General features: G+C 33.9%; 12 protein-coding genes, 1 pseudogene and 1 CRISPR repeat array (1 of these 14 running past the window's edge). Of the genes and pseudogenes, 9 read left to right on the top strand and 4 right to left on the bottom strand.

The window, feature by feature from the left end; all coding sequences use genetic code 11:
• Positions 1-21 precede the first annotated feature (21 nt).
• Positions 22-438, top strand: coding sequence for a Holliday junction resolvase RuvX (ruvX, locus tag EKM05_RS07480; protein ID WP_126460485.1), 417 nt, complete (start codon positions 22-24; stop codon positions 436-438).
• Between the two features lie 118 nt (positions 439-556).
• A complete protein-coding gene (locus EKM05_RS07485; RefSeq protein WP_126515525.1) occupies positions 557-2,053 on the top strand; it encodes a malate:quinone oxidoreductase in 1,497 nt (498 codons plus the stop codon).
• Positions 2,054-2,117: 64 nt separating this feature from the next.
• On the opposite strand, the gene EKM05_RS07490 is transcribed toward EKM05_RS07485, so the two are convergent.
• Positions 2,118-4,331: an FUSC family membrane protein gene (locus tag EKM05_RS07490; RefSeq protein ID WP_126554428.1), complete on the bottom strand. Its 2,214-nt coding sequence runs from the start codon at positions 4,329-4,331 to the stop codon at positions 2,118-2,120.
• A 195-nt stretch (positions 4,332-4,526) separates the two neighbouring features.
• Between EKM05_RS07490 and def the strand changes: the two genes are divergently transcribed.
• The 4 genes from def (at position 4,527) to EKM05_RS07510 (ending at position 8,103) form a co-directional block, all read left to right on the top strand.
• Complete coding sequence (gene def, locus EKM05_RS07495) at positions 4,527-5,114, top strand: peptide deformylase (RefSeq protein ID WP_126554430.1); 588 nt, start codon at positions 4,527-4,529, stop codon at positions 5,112-5,114.
• A gap of 86 nt (positions 5,115-5,200) precedes the next feature.
• Entirely contained in the window at positions 5,201-5,683 is a 483-nt protein-coding gene (locus EKM05_RS07500) for a DUF5606 domain-containing protein (RefSeq protein WP_126460497.1), read from the top strand.
• Positions 5,684-5,764: 81 nt separating this feature from the next.
• Positions 5,765-6,547: a nucleoside triphosphate pyrophosphohydrolase gene (gene mazG, locus EKM05_RS07505; RefSeq protein ID WP_126515521.1), complete on the top strand. Its 783-nt coding sequence runs from the start codon at positions 5,765-5,767 to the stop codon at positions 6,545-6,547.
• Between the two features lie 107 nt (positions 6,548-6,654).
• Positions 6,655-8,103 (top strand): APC family permease, encoded by a 1,449-nt coding sequence (locus EKM05_RS07510; protein ID WP_126554432.1) that lies wholly within the window; start codon positions 6,655-6,657, stop codon positions 8,101-8,103.
• Positions 8,104-8,114: 11 nt separating this feature from the next.
• Here EKM05_RS07510 and EKM05_RS07515 read toward each other — a convergent pair.
• From EKM05_RS07515 to EKM05_RS07525, 3 genes and pseudogenes are all read right to left on the bottom strand, one after another.
• Positions 8,115-8,652: pseudogene (locus EKM05_RS07515) on the bottom strand (Crp/Fnr family transcriptional regulator).
• A 313-nt stretch (positions 8,653-8,965) separates the two neighbouring features.
• Positions 8,966-9,172 carry a hypothetical protein gene (locus EKM05_RS07520; protein ID WP_126554434.1) on the bottom strand — a complete coding sequence of 69 codons (207 nt, stop codon included), beginning with the start codon at positions 9,170-9,172 and terminating at the stop codon, positions 8,966-8,968.
• A 148-nt stretch (positions 9,173-9,320) separates the two neighbouring features.
• Positions 9,321-11,309, bottom strand: a complete 1,989-nt coding sequence (locus EKM05_RS07525; protein ID WP_126554436.1) for a DUF349 domain-containing protein — start codon at positions 11,307-11,309, stop codon at positions 9,321-9,323.
• A 55-nt stretch (positions 11,310-11,364) separates the two neighbouring features.
• Between EKM05_RS07525 and EKM05_RS14390 the strand changes: the two genes are divergently transcribed.
• From EKM05_RS14390 to EKM05_RS07535, 3 genes are all read left to right on the top strand, one after another.
• The gene (locus EKM05_RS14390) at positions 11,365-11,538 is read left to right on the top strand and encodes a hypothetical protein (RefSeq protein WP_158614850.1); all 174 of its coding nucleotides are present in this window, start codon (positions 11,365-11,367) and stop codon (positions 11,536-11,538) included.
• Between the two features lie 214 nt (positions 11,539-11,752).
• The gene (gene cas9, locus EKM05_RS07530) at positions 11,753-16,117 is read left to right on the top strand and encodes a type II CRISPR RNA-guided endonuclease Cas9 (protein WP_126554438.1); all 4,365 of its coding nucleotides are present in this window, start codon (positions 11,753-11,755) and stop codon (positions 16,115-16,117) included.
• A gap of 48 nt (positions 16,118-16,165) precedes the next feature.
• Positions 16,166-16,405, top strand: a complete 240-nt coding sequence (locus tag EKM05_RS07535) for a CopG family transcriptional regulator (protein WP_126460518.1) — start codon at positions 16,166-16,168, stop codon at positions 16,403-16,405.
• Between the two features lie 359 nt (positions 16,406-16,764).
• A CRISPR array of direct repeats spans positions 16,765-18,000; the repeat unit is 36 nt; unit sequence GTTGTGGTTTGATTAAAGATTAGAAAACACGATATT; it runs 2,822 nt beyond the window's last position.

Raw genomic sequence — 18,000 nt, forward strand, 5'->3', positions numbered from 1 at the left:
TGTTTGTAAAACTTCTTATAAATGCCTAGAATTCTCTCCATAGACTACGGTCAAAAACGAACCGGAATAGCGGTTACTGATGAAATGCAAATTATAGCTTCGGGTTTAACCACAATCCCATCGGCAACTGCAATTGCTTTTTTGAAGGATTATTTTGCTAAAGAAAAAGTAGAAGCCGTTCTTATTGGTGAACCCAAACAAATGAATGGCGAACCCTCAGAAAGTGCATCGATCATTAAAGGATTTGTCACGCACTTTACCAATCATTTTCCGGAGATGAAAGTCATTCGGGTTGATGAACGGTTTACTTCAAAAATGGCTTTTCAATCCATGATAGATAGCGGCATGAGTAAGAAACAGCGTCAAAACAAAGCACTTATTGACGAAATATCGGCCACGATTATGCTTCAGGACTATTTGACCAGGAAAAAATTTTAAAATCAGTGTAAAAAAGCTATTTTTTTGCTAAAACGGTTTGATAAATGTAACTTTTGAGGTAAAATTTATGCTTTTTTTTGTGAATATATCATTTACCTTTGCACTTTAAAATCTAGTTATGCCTGACACAACCATACGTACAAATAGTGAAGTAGTTCTTATTGGAGCTGGAATTATGAGCGCCACGCTGGGCTTAATCCTAAAAGAACTGCAACCGGATATAAAAATTGAAATTTACGAACGATTAGATAGAGCGGCGGCTGAAAGCTCTGATGCATGGAATAATGCAGGAACTGGACATGCTGCTTTTTGTGAACTCAATTACACTCCCGTAGGACCTGATGGAAGCATCAGCCCAAAAAAAGCGATCAGTATCGCGGAGTCTTTCGAAGTTTCCAGACAGTTCTGGGCATATCTCGTTCAAGAAAACAGAGTTCCTTCTCCTGAAAATTTTATTAAAAGCATTCCCCACATAAGTTTTGTATGGGGAGAAAAAAATGTTGCTTATCTTAAAAAAAGATTTGACGCGTTGCATTTGAATCCTCTTTTTAAGCAAATGGTTTTTAGTACTGATTTTGCACAATTAAAAGAATGGATGCCGCTGGTTATGGAAGGGAGATCAGAAACCGAAAAAGTGGCCGCCAGTTCAATGGCAATTGGGACAGATGTAAATTTTGGAGAATTGACCCGAAGTATTTTTGGTTATTTAGCAAAACTAGATGGGGTTACCATTCATTATAACCACGAAGTTCAAAAATTAAAACAACGAGAAGATAAGTTATGGCGCATAAAAATCACTGATTTAGCTTCCGGTCAAAAGAGAAAAACATACTCTAAATTTGTTTTCATTGGTGCTGGGGGTGGTTCCTTGCCATTATTAGAAAAAGCAAATGTGCCCGAAGGCAAAGGCTATGGCGGCTTCCCAGTGAGCGGACAATGGCTAAAATGCACAAATCCGGAAGTGATTGCAAAACACCAGGCTAAAGTATATGGTAAGGCAAGCGTGGGAGCACCACCAATGTCTGTACCACATATTGATTCCCGAATGATAAATGGAGAAAAGCAATTGCTTTTTGGTCCTTTTGCGGGTTTTTCGACTAGGTTTTTAAAAAATGGCTCCTATTCAGATTTACCTTTATCGATAAAATCAGATAATATTATTCCAATGTTAGCCGCAGGTATTAAGAATATACCCCTTACCAAATATTTAATTGAGCAAGTGCGCCAATCCCCTAAAGACCGAATTAATGCGTTAAGAGAATATGTTCCCAAGGCACGATCCAAAGACTGGAAAATTGAACGTGCCGGACAACGGGTACAAGTGATAAAAAAAGACGAAAAAGAAGGAGGCATACTGGAGTTTGGTACCGAAGTAATTACCACTGCAGATGGATCTTTATCCGTTTTGCTGGGGGCTTCTCCAGGTGCTTCAACAGCAGTTTCTATTATGATAGATTTGATAGGAAGATGTTTCAAAGAGGAAATTAAAACGGCGGAGTGGCAGGAGAAATTAAAAATCATGATTCCTTCTTATGGTCAAAATCTCAATGAAGATCCAATTTTATTAGAGAAAATCAGAAAAGAAACGGCTGCCGTCCTAAAACTGAATAATTAGAAAGTCAGCACAAAAATAAAAAGAGTTTGAATTAGATAGGAATCTGGTTCAAGCGCTTTTCTTGTTAAGATTCCTTTAATGCTGTTGTGGTTTTTAAAATAGTTTCGGATAAACTGGTCAGCCAGATTAATTGTTCGATTACCAATTGTGCTTCTTGCATTTTCAATTGAAAAGCCTTTTCATCAATAGGAATTCCTGCTTTCAATTCTCGGGCACGTATATTTTTCAATTCGGTAAAACGTAGCGCTAAATCCTCTTTGGGAAGGTTTTCTTTTAGCTTGAAATCATTTTCCTTCAAAAGTGCAATAGCCTCATCCAGATTTCTAATCACAGTATCCACCACCACATTGAATGCTTCAGATGCGGAGGTTGTTTTATGGGATTGAATGTAAGTTCCTAAAGACGCTAATGAGGAGAGAAGAGAGTGATTTAATACCGTTAGTTTATAGACTTTAGGCAGCTGTTTTTGTTTTGATTTAGGCTCTTGTGCCATTCTCTGAAAAGAAGCCATTAAATTCCCAATCTCGATGAAAGCATTTTTACGAGCCAAGCGGTACGATGTAGAAACGGTTCCTTTTTTATTATAAAAAATTGAAATTTCCTTCAGGTAATTTTGATTGGCATTGATGGATTTTTCTAAATGCATGGGCATGTTTAAAAATTCCCAAGAAGGCCATAAAAAATGATTGGCCAAAAAAGCAAGACCGGCACCTACAATGGTGTCCAGTATTCTAAATTGAACAAGATCCCCTATGTTAGGAGTCACAATTCCATAAATAAAAACAACATACATGGTTACAAATGTGGCACTGACTTTGTAATTTGTTTGGGTAAAAGAGAATCCTAAAAGCAAGCAAAGAATAGAAAGAATACTGATTATAATGTTGTCTTTGACAAAGAAAAGAATTCCAAAGGCAATTAATCCACCTAAAACAGTACCTAGAATTCTATGAAAAGAACGTTGTTTAGTCAAGCCGTAACCGGGTCGCATGATAACGATAATAGTCAATAAAATCCAGTATACATTATGAAAAGGCAGTATTTTTCCAATAATAAAACCAACTAATAGCGCTATTGTTAATCGTAAGGAATGCCTGAAAATAGTGGAGGAAAAACTCAGATTCTCTGTCAAAGTACGCCACGGATAATACTGCGGCGTTAAGAATTTTTCTAAATCGGTATCGATTCCTGTAAAATCCTGTAAATTAACAATTGAGGTAAAAGCACGTTCTACAATTTTTATTTTCTCGACTTGCTTTTCCGCATATTCCAGCATAGTGGTAAGCATAAAAACGCCTTCTGAGGCAGAATTTTTCCCTAAATCTTTTTCATAATCAGTGATTGCCAGCTGTAAGGCGTTCAAATCGTTTAGCAATGTGTGTTTTGGAATATAATTCGTTCGTTTTTTTACACTTTCAGATAATTGTTTTAAACTTGCGGCCAGATTGTAGGCTAAGTTTTGATACGTCAGCAAGACCCTTGGATGATTGTCGAATTTTCGGTGCAATTTATCATGGTCAAATGACGTAGACAATGCCACTTCAAGGATTTCTACCATTGCTATAAAAACAAGCAACATTTTTCGATTTTGATTAGAAGAACCTGCGCTGATATGGCTGTTAATCAATACTTCTCTTATGTTTTGATGAATTGTGTTCAACTCGACCTGAAGGTTTAACTGCTTTTCAATAATTGCTTTTTTATCTGCATCTATGGTCCATAAATCTCCTCTTAGCTTCAAATATTTAGCCGTAAGTTTGATGCATTCAGCAATTTGTAATTCGATGTAGCGATGTGGTCTGATGTAGTGAAAAGTAAGTGAAACAACGAGATAGAATAATCCTCCTGCTAGAATCAAACCGGAATGTTGTACCATAGCCCAACCGGTATTTATATCAGAAAATGTCAAGGAGAGTGAAATCAGGGCGGAGAAAGAAACCATTGTAGCTCGTTGTCCGTAAACGGATAACATGGATGTCAGGAAAACTAATAAGGCTAAAAAAGGATAAAAAATCCAAGAATACGGATAAATTATATTTACTAGCAAATTCACACTAGCAACAAGAATGGTGGCAACAAGAATCCCGTTGACTTTATGTTTCAGACTACTTGGAATGTCACTGGGATAAGTAAAAAAGGCTCCAAGAGCTATTGTAAAGCCTACTTCGAATTTGCCAAAAAAAGAAAACAGCATCACCGGAATCACAGTGGCGATAGTTACTTTTAGGGCATTAGTGAAATACGTCGTATCGGTAAATTTTTGGATTTTATGAATCATACAATTGTATTGCTTGCAAAGGTAAGGATTGTAGGAATTTTTCAAAGGAATACTATCGGTCTTTTAACCTAAATTTTAAATAGTGATGAATTATCATTAGAGCATTATTCATTGGCTATTTTTTTACTATTTTTGCAGACCGAATTAAAAGAGAACTTATTTCGATTTTAATAGCTAATATTTAATACAACACGAATGATTTTACCAATTATAGGATATGGTGATCCAGTTTTAAGAAAAACAGGGGAAGTTCTTTCACCAGAACATCCAAACTTGAAAGAAACGATTGCCAATATGTATGAAACGATGTATAATGCCTATGGTGTGGGTCTTGCTGCGCCACAAGTAGGATTAGCGCTTCGTTTATTTGTAGTCGACACGACTCCTTTTAGCGACGATGAGGAATTAGAAGATGCAGAACAAAAAGAATTAAAAGGATTCAAAAAAACCTTTATCAATGCAAAAATGATACAAGAAGAAGGTGAAGAATGGAGTTTTAATGAAGGCTGTCTGAGTATTCCGGATGTCAGAGAGGATGTTTATAGAAATCCAACCATAACAATTGAGTATTGCGAAGAGGATTTTGTAATGAAAACCGAAGTTTTTGACGGATTAATCGCCAGAGTAATCCAACATGAATACGATCATATTGAAGGAATTTTATTCACCGATAAAATTTCGTCATTAAAAAAACGATTGATTCAAAAGAAACTGAAAAACATTTTAGAGGGAAAAACATTCCAAGACTACCGAATGAAATTCTTTGCCAAAAAAGGAAGATAAAACAGCTTTTTAACTTCGCTTGGTATGATTTTTGGTTTCAAATAAAAATAAATAAGTCAAATTCTTAATAATAATTCCACAATAACATGAATTTAGAAAAAATATTAGCCATTTCTGGGAAACCAGGTTTATATGTATTGAAAGTGCAAACAAGAACCGGATTTGTAGCAGAATCATTAGCGGATGGAAAAAAAATCACCGTAAACTTGAAAAGCAATGTAAGCTTACTATCGGAAATTTCAATTTATACCTATGAAGGCGAAAAACCTTTAGCTGAAATCATGCAAAAAATTGCTGATAAAGAAAGCAAAGGTGCGGCAATATCCCATAAAGAAGACAACACTACATTGATGGCTTATTTCAAAGAAGTTTTACCTGATTATGATGAAGAAAGAGTATATCCTTCTGATATCAAAAAAGTGCTGAACTGGTATAATATGCTTCAAGCAAAAGGACTTGTTACTGATGAAGCTCCTGCTGCTGCAGTGACAGAAGAGGTTGCAGCCGAAGAAACTCCAGTAGCGGAAGTTAACGCTCCTGCTAAAAAAGCAAAAGCTAAAAAAGAATAATCATATTTTAAAATACTATTTAATCCTGTTCAGTTGTTTTTCTGAACAGGATTTTTTTATTTTTACCAAAAACTATCCCTAATGAATTCAAGACAAAACCAACTGCAAGCTTTCGAACGAGTATTAGATATTATGGATGATTTGCGTGAAAGATGTCCTTGGGACAAAAAACAAACTATGCAAACCTTGCGCCATCTTACCATTGAAGAAACCTATGAATTAGGCGATGCTATTTTAGACAATGATTTGAACGAAGTCAAAAAAGAATTGGGTGATTTGTTGTTGCATATTGTTTTTTATGCCAAAATAGGAAGCGAGACGAACGATTTTGACATTGCTGATGTGTGTAATGAAATTTGTGAAAAGCTAATTCACCGTCATCCCCATATTTACAGTGATGTGGTGGTAAAAGACGAGGAAGAAGTGAAACAAAACTGGGAAAAACTAAAACTCAAAGAAGGCAGAAAGTCCGTTCTGGAAGGTGTTCCAAGAAGTTTACCCGCATTAGTAAAAGCAAGCCGAATCCAGGAGAAAGTAAAAGGAGTGGGTTTTGATTGGGAAGAATCGCATCAGGTTTGGGATAAGGTTCAAGAAGAATTAGACGAATTACACGTTGAGGTTGAAGCAGGAGATCAGGATAAAATTGAAGCCGAATTTGGGGATGTTTTATTTTCAATGATCAATTATGCCCGATTTTTAAATGTAAATCCAGAAGATGCTTTGGAACGAACCAATAAAAAATTTATCAAGCGCTTTCAATATTTGGAAAGTAAAGCAGGAGAATTGGGAAAACCTTTAATGGATATGACACTTGCTGAAATGGATGTTTTTTGGGAAGAAGCGAAGCGTCTTCCTAACAAATAGGAATTGGAAATCTATGATTTCCAAACACCTCAATTTTGGGAAGAAGCGAAGAAACTATAGTGTTTATTATTAAATAATTAAATTAGGATCACTTATAAAATTATCCAATGCCAGAAAATAAAACCGAGTTAAAACGTTCTTTAGGATTAATCGATGCCACGAGTTTAGTTGCCGGTTCCATGATAGGATCCGGAATTTTCATTGTAACATCAGCCATGGCAAGAGATATTGGTTCTGCTGCCTGGTTATTAGTTATTTGGTTGGTAACGGGATTAATCACGGTTGCCGCGGCATTGAGTTATGGAGAATTGGCAGGAATGATGCCTAATGCGGGCGGACAATTTGTGTATATTCAACGCGCTTATGGGCGATTGGTTTCTTTCCTGTATGGTTGGACTGTTTTTACAGTAATTCAAACGGGAGTTATTGCGGCTATAGCGGTTACTTTTGCGAATTATGCCGCTATATTCTTTCCTGTTTTAGATCAAACTCTTTTTACAGTCGGTACTGATTTTATTTTTTCGTATCAAAAAGTATTGGCTATTTTTAGTATAATCCTGTTAACCTACATAAATACCAAAGGAGTAGAAAGCGGAAAAACAGTTCAGTTGCTCTTTACTTCGGCAAAATTAATAGCGCTTTTTGCCTTAATAATTTTAGGATTATACGTGGGTCTGCAAACGGATGTTTTGTCCAATAATTTCGCAACTATGTGGGAAGCCAGCAAAACGGTAGTCAATCCTGACGGAACAATTACAGTAACAAAATTAGCAGGAATGGCTATTTTGGGAGCAGCAGGAGCTACCATTATTAATTCCTTGTTTTCTAGTGATGCTTGGAATAATGTCACTTTCATTGCAGGGGAAATTAAAGAACCTAAAAAGAATATCCCCCGTAGTTTGTTTCTTGGAACTTTAATTGTTACTGTTATTTATGTTTTAGCAAATCTGGCGTACTTGGCTTTATTGCCAATGCAGGGAACTCCAAACGCTGCTGATATTGCCAGTAACGGAATCATGTTTGCCAGCAATGATCGAGTAGGAGCGGCCGCAGCAAGTATAATTATGGGTAATATAGGTGTATTTGTGATGGCTGGGTTGATCATGGTTTCTACTTTTGGATGCAACAGCGGATTGATTCTTTCGGGAGGACGATTATTTTTTGCTATGGCAAAGGATGGACTTTTTTTTAAACAGGCTACAGAACTGAATAAAAATCAGGTTCCGGCCCAAGCATTGTGGGTGCAGTGCATTTGGGCTTGTATGCTTTGTGTTTCAGGAAAATTCGGGGACTTATTAACCTATGCTACTTTTGCGTCATTGTTGTTTTATATCCTGACTATTCTGGGAGTTTTCATTCTTAGAAAAAAAGAACCCAATGCCGATAGGCCTTATAAAGCGTTTGGATATCCGGTTGTACCCGCACTTTATATTGTGGTGACATCAGCCATTTGTCTGACTTTACTGATTTATGATACCTTCAATACGGGATTGGGATTGTGCATTGTGGCGTTAGGAATTCCGGTGTATTATTTTGTAATGAACAAGAAAGAGTAAAGCAAATGGAATTAATTAGCTAATTTTTTGAGTGAATTGATGTCTTTTTAAAACGATTTTTTTACCGGTTAATTCAATCAATCCTAGTTTTTTTAAATCCGAAAGTAAACGGATACAGCTTTCAATGGCTGTTCCAATCATGCTGGCTAGTTCATTTCTCTAAAGTTGTACTTTTAAGGAGTTATCTTCGTTTTTCCCAAAGGTGTCATGCAAATAGAGAAGCGTCCCGGCTAATCTTCTCTTGACTGTTTTTTTGGCTAAATGCACCATGTGATCGTCGGCTTCTTTTAGATCACCGCAAATGCTTTTCATCACATTCATCGAAAACTGATTGTTCTTGCCAAAGCATCCCATCACTTCTGATTTTGGAATACAAATACCATCTTTTAGATAGTAAATACCATTTACATTATCTCCCTCTTCAAATGTAACCGCTTCTTTTTTAATACTATGGGAGGTTTTACAATAAGAAAGTTTTAGTAATTCGTCTTTTGTTAAGGTTTTTAAAGAGCTAAATTCTCTGACGATACATTGTTCGCATTTGCTCATATTCTTTGGTGTTAAAAGGCAAATGGATATACAAACTGATACCTTCAGAACGATTGCTCTCTGTGAAAGATTTCTTCAAAATTTCTTCAAAATTTCTTCTGAAAAATCCATTTCATCCTAATTAGGATAACTGGTGTATTTTGGTTCCGAAACATTGTATTTTTGTATTAAGGAATTTTTCATGGCAAAATCATTTATAGTTAGTCAAAAGTAAAGCGACTGCTCACATATTAAAATGACAATTATCATATTGAAAAAAAACTTTTACAAAAAAAAGAGGCTTCAAAAGCCTCTTCACAAAGAAATTTGTTCTTTAAATAGTAATAGAACGATCATGTAAAGCAAATACAGGATGTACCTGTGGTTGAATAAAAGCTGAAGAATGAATGCTGTCAGCAGAAAAGAATGAATGTGACTTTTCTGTTTGAATTGAATCCAATGAAATAGCATTTGCATTAAAAGCAAATAACAGAGCTATTGAAAAGCCAATAAAAACAACAGTTTTCTGAATCCATTTCATTTTGTAAACATAAAAAAGGAGACTGACTTTATGAAATTTTTTTTAATAAATGATCGTTAAATGTTAAAATCAGCTAAGTCGTGTCTCCCCATAAAAAAACCTCGAGCAGTTTATTCTCGAGGTTTTGATCACCAGTATGTGCTGAAATTTATTCGGTTTTTAAGTTTCGTAATTGTTTGAGTTTTTCTTTCCAAACATCAAGACTCTCTTTATGAATAGCAATGTTTTTACGAACTTCTAATACGATGGAATTTTCTTTTTTTGCATTTCTGGTATTGGCAAAAAACTGAATGTTATTTTCCAATTGAAAAATTTCATTTTGAACTTCATCAATTTTACGCATTACAAAAATCTTTTCATTATCTAATTTGCGCGTATCATGGCTTTCTGACAAATGATCCATTCTGTTTGAGAAACGCAACATATCAGTATCTTTTTTACTCAAACTTAATTTTTCAAAAAGGGCATCCAGTATTTTGTTGAATTTTCCCTCAATATGTCTTCTTGTGAACGGTACTTTACCAAAGTTTTTCCAGGTTTCAATATGCAATTTTATGGAGTCTAAATCTGTTTTATGGTCTCCGATCAATTGGAACTCTCTTAAGGTTTCCAGGTAGGTTTTTTTAGCATCAAAAGCGGCTACTTCTTCCCCATTTTCCTCATTTTTTTGCTCTTTTAATTTGTCAAAATAATGATTGCAGGCATCCTTAAACTCTTTCCATATTTTATCCGAATATTTTCTTGGTACATGCCCTATTTGTTTCCATTCATCCTGAATTTGTTTCATGATAGGAGTTGTAGCATCAAAATCAGTGCTTTCCTGCAATTCTTTGGCTTTAGCTACAAGAGCTGTTTTCTTGCTTAAATTGTCGTTTTGGTCTTTCTTAATGTCTTTATAAAATGAATTTTTGAAAGAATTGAAATTTCTTACAGCAGTTTTAAAACTGGCCCAAGTATCCTCATTTACCTCCGATGGCACTTTTCCGGCAGAGAAGAAAGCAGTTCTCAAGGCTTCTACCTTTTCTATTTGAGCCAGCCATTGAGAATGTGCATTCACTTTCTCGGTCGCCAAAACTTCAATTTGAGCAATAATTTCTTTTTTCTTTTCTAAATTCTCTTGTTCAGTTCCTCTTTGATTTTCGAATAAAACTTCCCGTTTATCATGCATTTGCTTGGTCAAATCACTGAATTTATTCCAAATATCATCTCGATGTTCTCTAGATACCGGTCCAATATCCTCCTTCCAGATTCGATGTAAATCCTGTAGTTCTCTGAAGGCTTTGTTAATATCAGCTTCAGTAACCAATTCTTCAACACGCGCTACAATTTTTTGTTTTTGTTCTAAGTTGTGTTTGAAATCCAAATCTCTCGCTTCCCGGTCTAAATGCAGATAATCATAGAAATTTTCCACATGAAAATGGAAGTTATTCCACACGTGGTTGTATTTGTCCTTAGGAATTGGCCCGGCAGTTTTCCATCGTTCTCTTAAATCATTAAAATGTTTTAAGGTGTCTTTGATGTTTTCCTGAGGGTTAATCAACTCTTTTAATTCCTCAACAATTGCCAAACGATTTTCTAAATTTGTTTTTAGATTCGTTTGCAAGCTCTTGAAATGGGTATTTTTAGTATCTCTAAAAAGAGAGTAATAAGTATCAAATTGAGATTTCAACGAAGAATGATATTGAAATTCTTCGTTAGGGTCTTGATTTTCTGTTAGAAATTCTTCTTTTTTCTCTTCGAGGAGGTGGTTGTATTTAGCTAAAAATGCTTTTTTAATTTCTTCAATATGCTGCTTAAAAGTCAAAATTTTGTCGCTGGAAACTAAATTTTTCAGTTCGTTGACCAATACTTCAAGTGATAAGGTATCATAATCCTGCATCGGAATATCGTAACTTTCTTTGAGTGTTTCGTCTTCACTTTCAGCTGCATTTGTTTGTGTAATGGCATGAAGCGCAGTTGTATTTGCTGTTTCTGGCGCTATTACATTCTCTTCGGCGGGAACAGCAGCTTCGGGTTCATTTGTTGGATCAGTGGCGTGAGTTGCTAAAACGTTTGATTCTAATGAATTAGATTCAATAGTATTTTTGTCTAATTTTCCGTCTGCTTCAGGCAGGTTATCATTCTTTTCTTCTAACATTTTTTCAATGTGTAAGGTTTCTAAATAGATTCAACTCGAAAGATACTAAAGCAGTATGAAAATACAAAACAAAAACTTAATTTATAGTCATTTTAGGTTAAATGGCTTTTTTTTTGGAGCTATTTCCTGCTGTCCGCTGTATTCCCAATTAATAAAAACTACGGCTGAAAAGCCTTGTTTTTCTAAATCGGGAGATGCCGCTTCCATCAGGGCTAGGGATTTGGGTTAAAATTATGAATTGTTTTCAAAAAAAAAGTCCCACCGAAGCAGGACTAAAGATTTTCATCTACGGCATATAGCCTTATTGTGATAAGATTAAAGATTAGAAATTTTAATCAGTTGTAAATATACATATAAAATAATTAGGTTGCAATGAGGGAAACCGTAAAGCGGTTAATTATTTTCTCCGTAGCTTTAAAAATTCTTACAAAATACAGATTGTTATGGCAAAAATATTAGGATTGGATTTAGGGACAAATAGCATTGGGTGGGCAATTGTGGATAAAGATGGAACAGATTTTTCACTTGTAGATAAGGGAGTCAGGATATTTTCCGAAGGGGTTAAATCTGAAAAAGGAATTGAAAGTTCTCGTGCGGCAGAACGTACAGGTTTTAGAAGTGCTAGAAAAATAAAGTTTCGCAGAAAATTGAGAAAGTATGAAACTCTAAAAGTTCTATCTGAAAATAATATGTGTCCATTATCTGTAGAAGAAGTTATAGAATGGAGAAAATCTGGTTTTAAAAAATATCCACTTAATCCGGAATTCATTGCTTGGTTACGTACCGATGATGACAAAAACTTAAATCCTTATTATTTTAGAGATAAATCAAGTAAACAAAAGACTTCATTGTTATCGTTAGGAAGGGCTTTCTATCATATTGCACAACGAAGAGGTTTTTTGAGCAATAGATTAGATCCTTCTGCGGAAGGTGTTATCGAGCAACATAAACCCGATCTAGAAGATATTCTTGAAAACGTAGCAACTATTACGGAACTTCAAATGGAATTAACGGACTATTTTCAAAATCGTGATTTAATTGAACGCAAAGCAACGGATTTAGACGATGGAGAAAAGAAACTGAAAACCTTATATAATTCATTCTTTAAAACGATTAAAGATAATCCAAAAGACTTTGAGAGAACTAAAACCATACTTCTTGAACGGTTGAATAAAAAAGAAGACTTAGGCGCTGTCAAACAAAAGATTGGAGAGATTTCTCAAGCAATGAAATTAGGCAATTATGCAACTTTAGGACAATATTTTTTCAGTTTATACAATATAGGTAAAATTAGAAATCAATATACGGCACGGGAAGAACACTATCTTTCTGAATTTGAAGTCATTTGTTTGGTTCAAGGAATAGACGGAATAATAGCAACTGAAAAATTGCCTGAAAAAAGATATTTTGGACTAGCTAAAGAATTGTATAAAGCTATCTTTTTTCAAAGACCTTTAAAATCTCAAAAAGGCTTAATAGGCAAATGTACTTTTGAAAAAAGTAAGTCAAGATGTGCCATTTCACATCCCAATTTTGAGGAATACAGAATGTTGTGTTTTATTAATACCATAAAGATAAAAACTCCCGATGATGAAACTCTAAGATTTCTTACTAACGAAGAAAGATTGAAAATCACTCCCAAGTTTTTGCGAAAAAAGGACAATTTTAATTTTGAGGATTTAGCCAAAGAATTGGTTCCAAGTGGCGGTAAATATGCTTTTTATAAATCATCTGCTGCTCCAAATGTTAATTACCTGTTTAATTATAATATGAATTCTTCTGTGAGTGGATGTGTAGTATCTACTTCATTAAAAAATGCTTTGGGTGAAGATTGGAAGACTAAAATCTATAGCTATGAAACTCTTAATAAAAGCGGTGAAATAGTAACACGAAATGTAGATTATAATGATTTATGGCATTTGATTTCCGTATCTACTTCTGATTTGTACTTACAGGAATTTGCAAAATATAAATTGAAATTGGATGATAAAAAAGCTATTTTATTCAGTAAAATAAAGCTAAAGAAAGACTTTGCCAGTTTGAGTGTAACAGCAATTAATAAAATAAATCTTTTTTTGAGAGAAGGATTGTTGTATTCTCACGCTGTTTTTATGGCCAATATTAAAAATATTGTAGATGTCGACATTTGGAAAAATCTTGAGGATAGAAAACACATCCAAACTAAAATTGCCGAATTAATAGCTACAAACACTTTTGATAATAATTTATTGGAAATTGTAAACGGGCTCATTAAAGAATGTAAAGTTGGAGGTTTTTATTATTCAAAAGAAGCCGAAGGAACCTATAAATCAGATTTAGAAAAAAAGGTAAGTTATTTTGTGAAATCAAATAAAATTGATGACCAGAATGAGGTTATTGTAAAAAAGTTATTTCCTATTTACATTGAGCAATTAAAAAAATACGAATTTTTAACAATAAAACGATTAGACGAAAAAGTATTTGATTTTTTAGATGGTCAAAATGATGACGGACAGGTTTTTTGTAACGCCAAGAATAAACTTAATAAACTATATCATCCATCGGATATTGATGTTTTTAGAAAGCAAATTTTAAAAGATGGAAATGGAAACGAAAAATTAGTTTTAGGAAGTCCGTTAATTTCTTCAATAAAAAATCCGATGGCGATGCGAGCCTTGCACCAATTACGGAAAGTGTTGAATGCTTTAATTATTGAAGGTCTAATTGATGAAAAAACTAGAATTCATATTGAAATGGCCAGAGAATTAAACGATGCCAATAAACGAAAAGGAATTCAGGATTATCAAAGAGATATAGAAAACAGCAGAAAAGCATACATTGAGGAGATTAAAAAAGACTATAAAGCGGAAACTGGAATAGACATTGAACCAACAGAAGACGATATTTTACGCTATCAGTTATGGATTGAGCAAGACAGAAAAACAATTTATGAAGAACAATATACTAATATTAGTATATGCCAAATTATAGGTAGTGACCCTGATTATGATATAGAACATACTATTCCAAGAAGCAGGTCACAGGACAATTCACAAATGAATAAAACGCTGTGCAGCAAGCGATATAATCGGGAGATTAAAAAAAATAAAATGCCTATTGAGTTGAGTAATCATAGCGATATTTTAGATCGAGTTGCGCCTTGGCAAAAAAAATATTTGGCATTGGAATATGATATAATTGGGATTTCAAGAGCAATTAAAGCGGCAACCACAAAGGAACAAAAAGACCGAAAAATCAGATTGCGCCATAAATTGAATTTACAGAAGGAATATTTCAAAGGAAAATACGAACGGTTTACTTATAAAGAACCGAAAGTAGGTTTCAAAAACAGCCAAATTCCAGATACGGGAATTATAACCAAATATGCCAGTGCGTATTTAAAATCATATTTTGGTAGAGTAGAAGCCGTAAAAGGCGGAATGGTTGCTGAATTTAGAAAAGCCTGGGGAATTCAGGAAAGTTATATTAAAGACGGCAAGAAATATTATAAAATTAAAGACCGCAGCAAGCACACACACCATTGTATTGATGCGATTACAATTGCCTGTATGACCAAAGACAAATATGATGTAATGGCGCATGCTTGGGATTTAGAAGATGACTTGGAAAAAAATCAATACAAATTGATGAAATCCGTTTTAGAACAATCAAAACCTTGGAAAACCTTTACAGAAGATTTAAAAAAGATTGAGGACGAAATTTTGGTTTCCCATCATACACCAGATAATGTAAAGAAACAATCTAAAAAAATTATCAGAATACGAGGGAAAAAACAATTTGTTGCCGAAATGGAAATTGATACAAACGGAAAAAATGTTCCGAGAACGGACATCAATAACAAAATAATTTTTAAGAAAGATAGCAACGGAGAGAAAATGGCGAGGTTTCACCAAGGTGACACTATTCGAGGTTCTTTGCATCAAGACAGTATTTATGGGGCAATTAAAAACCCATTGCATCAAGAAGAAATACGCTATGTAATCCGGAAAGATTTAGAAAGTATTAAAGCTTCTGATGTGGAAAATATTGTGGATGAGGTTGTAAAAGAAAAGGTAAAACAAGCAATTGCCGCTAAGGTTTTACTGCTATCTTCAAATCCACAACAAAAAAACAAACTTGCTGAAAATCAAAAGGTTTGGATGAACGAGGAAAAAGGAGTAGCCATTAATAAAGTTCGTTTGTATGCCAACTCTGTCAAAAATCCTTTGGAAATAAAAGATCATGCCGTGCTGTCGCAATCACGCCATAAGCACAAACAAAAGGTTTATGCTCAAAATGACGAGAATTTTTGCATGGCAATTTATGAAATAGATGGAAAGAGAGATTTTGAATTAATTAATAATTTTAATTTAGCCAAGTTACAAAAACAAGGAGAAGGATATTATCCTTTGTTTAAAGAAAAAAATGTTAATGGTAAAACAGTACAAATACCTATCGCCAAAAGAAACAAACGTGATTTGGTTTTAAAGAGAGGGCAACAGGTGATTTTTTATGATAAAGAAGTTGAAAATCCTAATGATGTATATGACTTAGTTGATTTAAAAGGAAGAATTTATATCATAGAAGGATTGTCTATTCAAAGGATTAATTCATCAGGTAAGCAGTACGATTTTGGGGTAATTATGTTTCGATATTTTAAAGAGGCAAGAAAATTAGAGGATTTAAAGAATGATAAATACAAACCAGATGGTGTTTTTAAATTGGAAGAAACAAAGCCAACCAGAAAAATGAATCACAATCAGTTTAATGCTTTTGTTGAAGGAATTGATTTTAAAGTAATGTCATCTGGTAAAATTGAAAAGATATAGTTTTATTTAAAAGTTCGGTGTGAATTTATACCACTAAATGTTTTTATTATGTCAAGACAAAGTATCACATTAGCCAATCAAAACGATGAATGGTTAAAACAACAAGTTGCCAACGAAGAATTTACCAGCAAAAGTGAAGCGGTAAATTATTTAATCAAGCAAGCTCGTGATCGAGATGAGTATGTTGAATTTGTTCGAATGAAGTTAGATAGAGCTGAAAAAAGCGGATTTAGCACCAAAACAAAAGAGGAATTATTAGCAGAAATTAAGAAAAAACTAAATGTTTAGTTATAAACTTAATATACAAGCAGGGAAGATTTGACTCGAATTTTTGAATATGGAATTGGTCGTTTCGGATTTCTTCAAGTTAATAAATATTATGAAATGTTTTTTGATTGCTTTTCAAAAATCGGATCAAATCCATATCTATTTCCTGAAGCTATTCGTTTTCGTCAAGGTTATAGATATTGTATTTGTGGAGTGGATACTATTTTTATAAAATTAATGCCAATGAAATAGAAATAATGGCAATTATAGGAAGACAAGATTTTTAAAGGTTCTTTGACATACAGTTTTTCATTGTCTTAAACAGCCAAACCACAACTGAAAGGTATGGCATCCGCCCAGCAGGGATGCAGTAGCTTTCAGTTGTGGTTTGATTAAAGATTAGAAAACACGATATTTGTGCATTTAGCAGGGCCCGAAACCATCACGTTGTGGTTTGATTAAAGATTAGAAAACACGATATTATAGTGGATAGTAATACTGGCTGTCCATATGTTGTGGTTTGATTAAAGATTAGAAAACACGATATTCAGAGATACTTAATTTAATCTAAAATTTAAGTTGTGGTTTGATTAAAGATTAGAAAACACGATATTTATACCGCCTTATAATGAAATTACGATTACGTTGTGGTTTGATTAAAGATTAGAAAACACGATATTGTATTGACCACAATAAAAGCATTGGAATAGTTGTGGTTTGATTAAAGATTAGAAAACACGATATTGTTTTCTAATGATTGTAAGAAAAGAGATAAGTTGTGGTTTGATTAAAGATTAGAAAACACGATATTATAAGCAATTAGCAAAAGATACTGGATTAGGTTGTGGTTTGATTAAAGATTAGAAAACACGATATTCGGGCACGCTTCATTGTCAGTGTAGTTAACGTTGTGGTTTGATTAAAGATTAGAAAACACGATATTGTAAACACGCTGGCTGTACACCAATGCCCGTTGTGGTTTGATTAAAGATTAGAAAACACGATATTGAACGTGTAGCGTTTGAGCGAGACAATAAGGTTGTGGTTTGATTAAAGATTAGAAAACACGATATTTGTTATATTTGATCCTGCCGGAAAAGTATAGTTGTGGTTTGATTAAAGATTAGAAAACACGATATTGCTTGTCCGTACGAAATGGAACTGATAAGTGTTGTGGTTTGATTAAAGATTAGAAAACACGATATTTAGTTTAGGAATTACCGTAACGGGTTTTGAGTTGTGGTTTGATTAAAGATTAGAAAACACGATATTAGGACAACCATTGGGTATTTTAAACAATACGTTGTGGTTTGATTAAAGATTAGAAAACACGATATTGAATTAGAATATCAATATAAAAATGTATTGGTTGTGGTTTGATTAAAGATTAGAAAACACGATATTATTACATATATGTAATATATCCTATTTTAAGTTGTGGTTTGATTAAAGATTAGAAAACACGATATTTCTTTTGATAATGCAAAATTTGAAGAAGAAGGTTGTGGTTTGATTAAAGATTAGAAAACACGATATTTACTTTGTAAAAAGCGCAAACCTCACTCTGAGTTGTGGTTTGATTAAAGATTAGAAAACACGATATTTATATAAATTTG

The organism is Flavobacterium sp. GSP27, from assembly GCF_003970395.1.
GTDB lineage: Bacteria > Bacteroidota > Bacteroidia > Flavobacteriales > Flavobacteriaceae > Flavobacterium.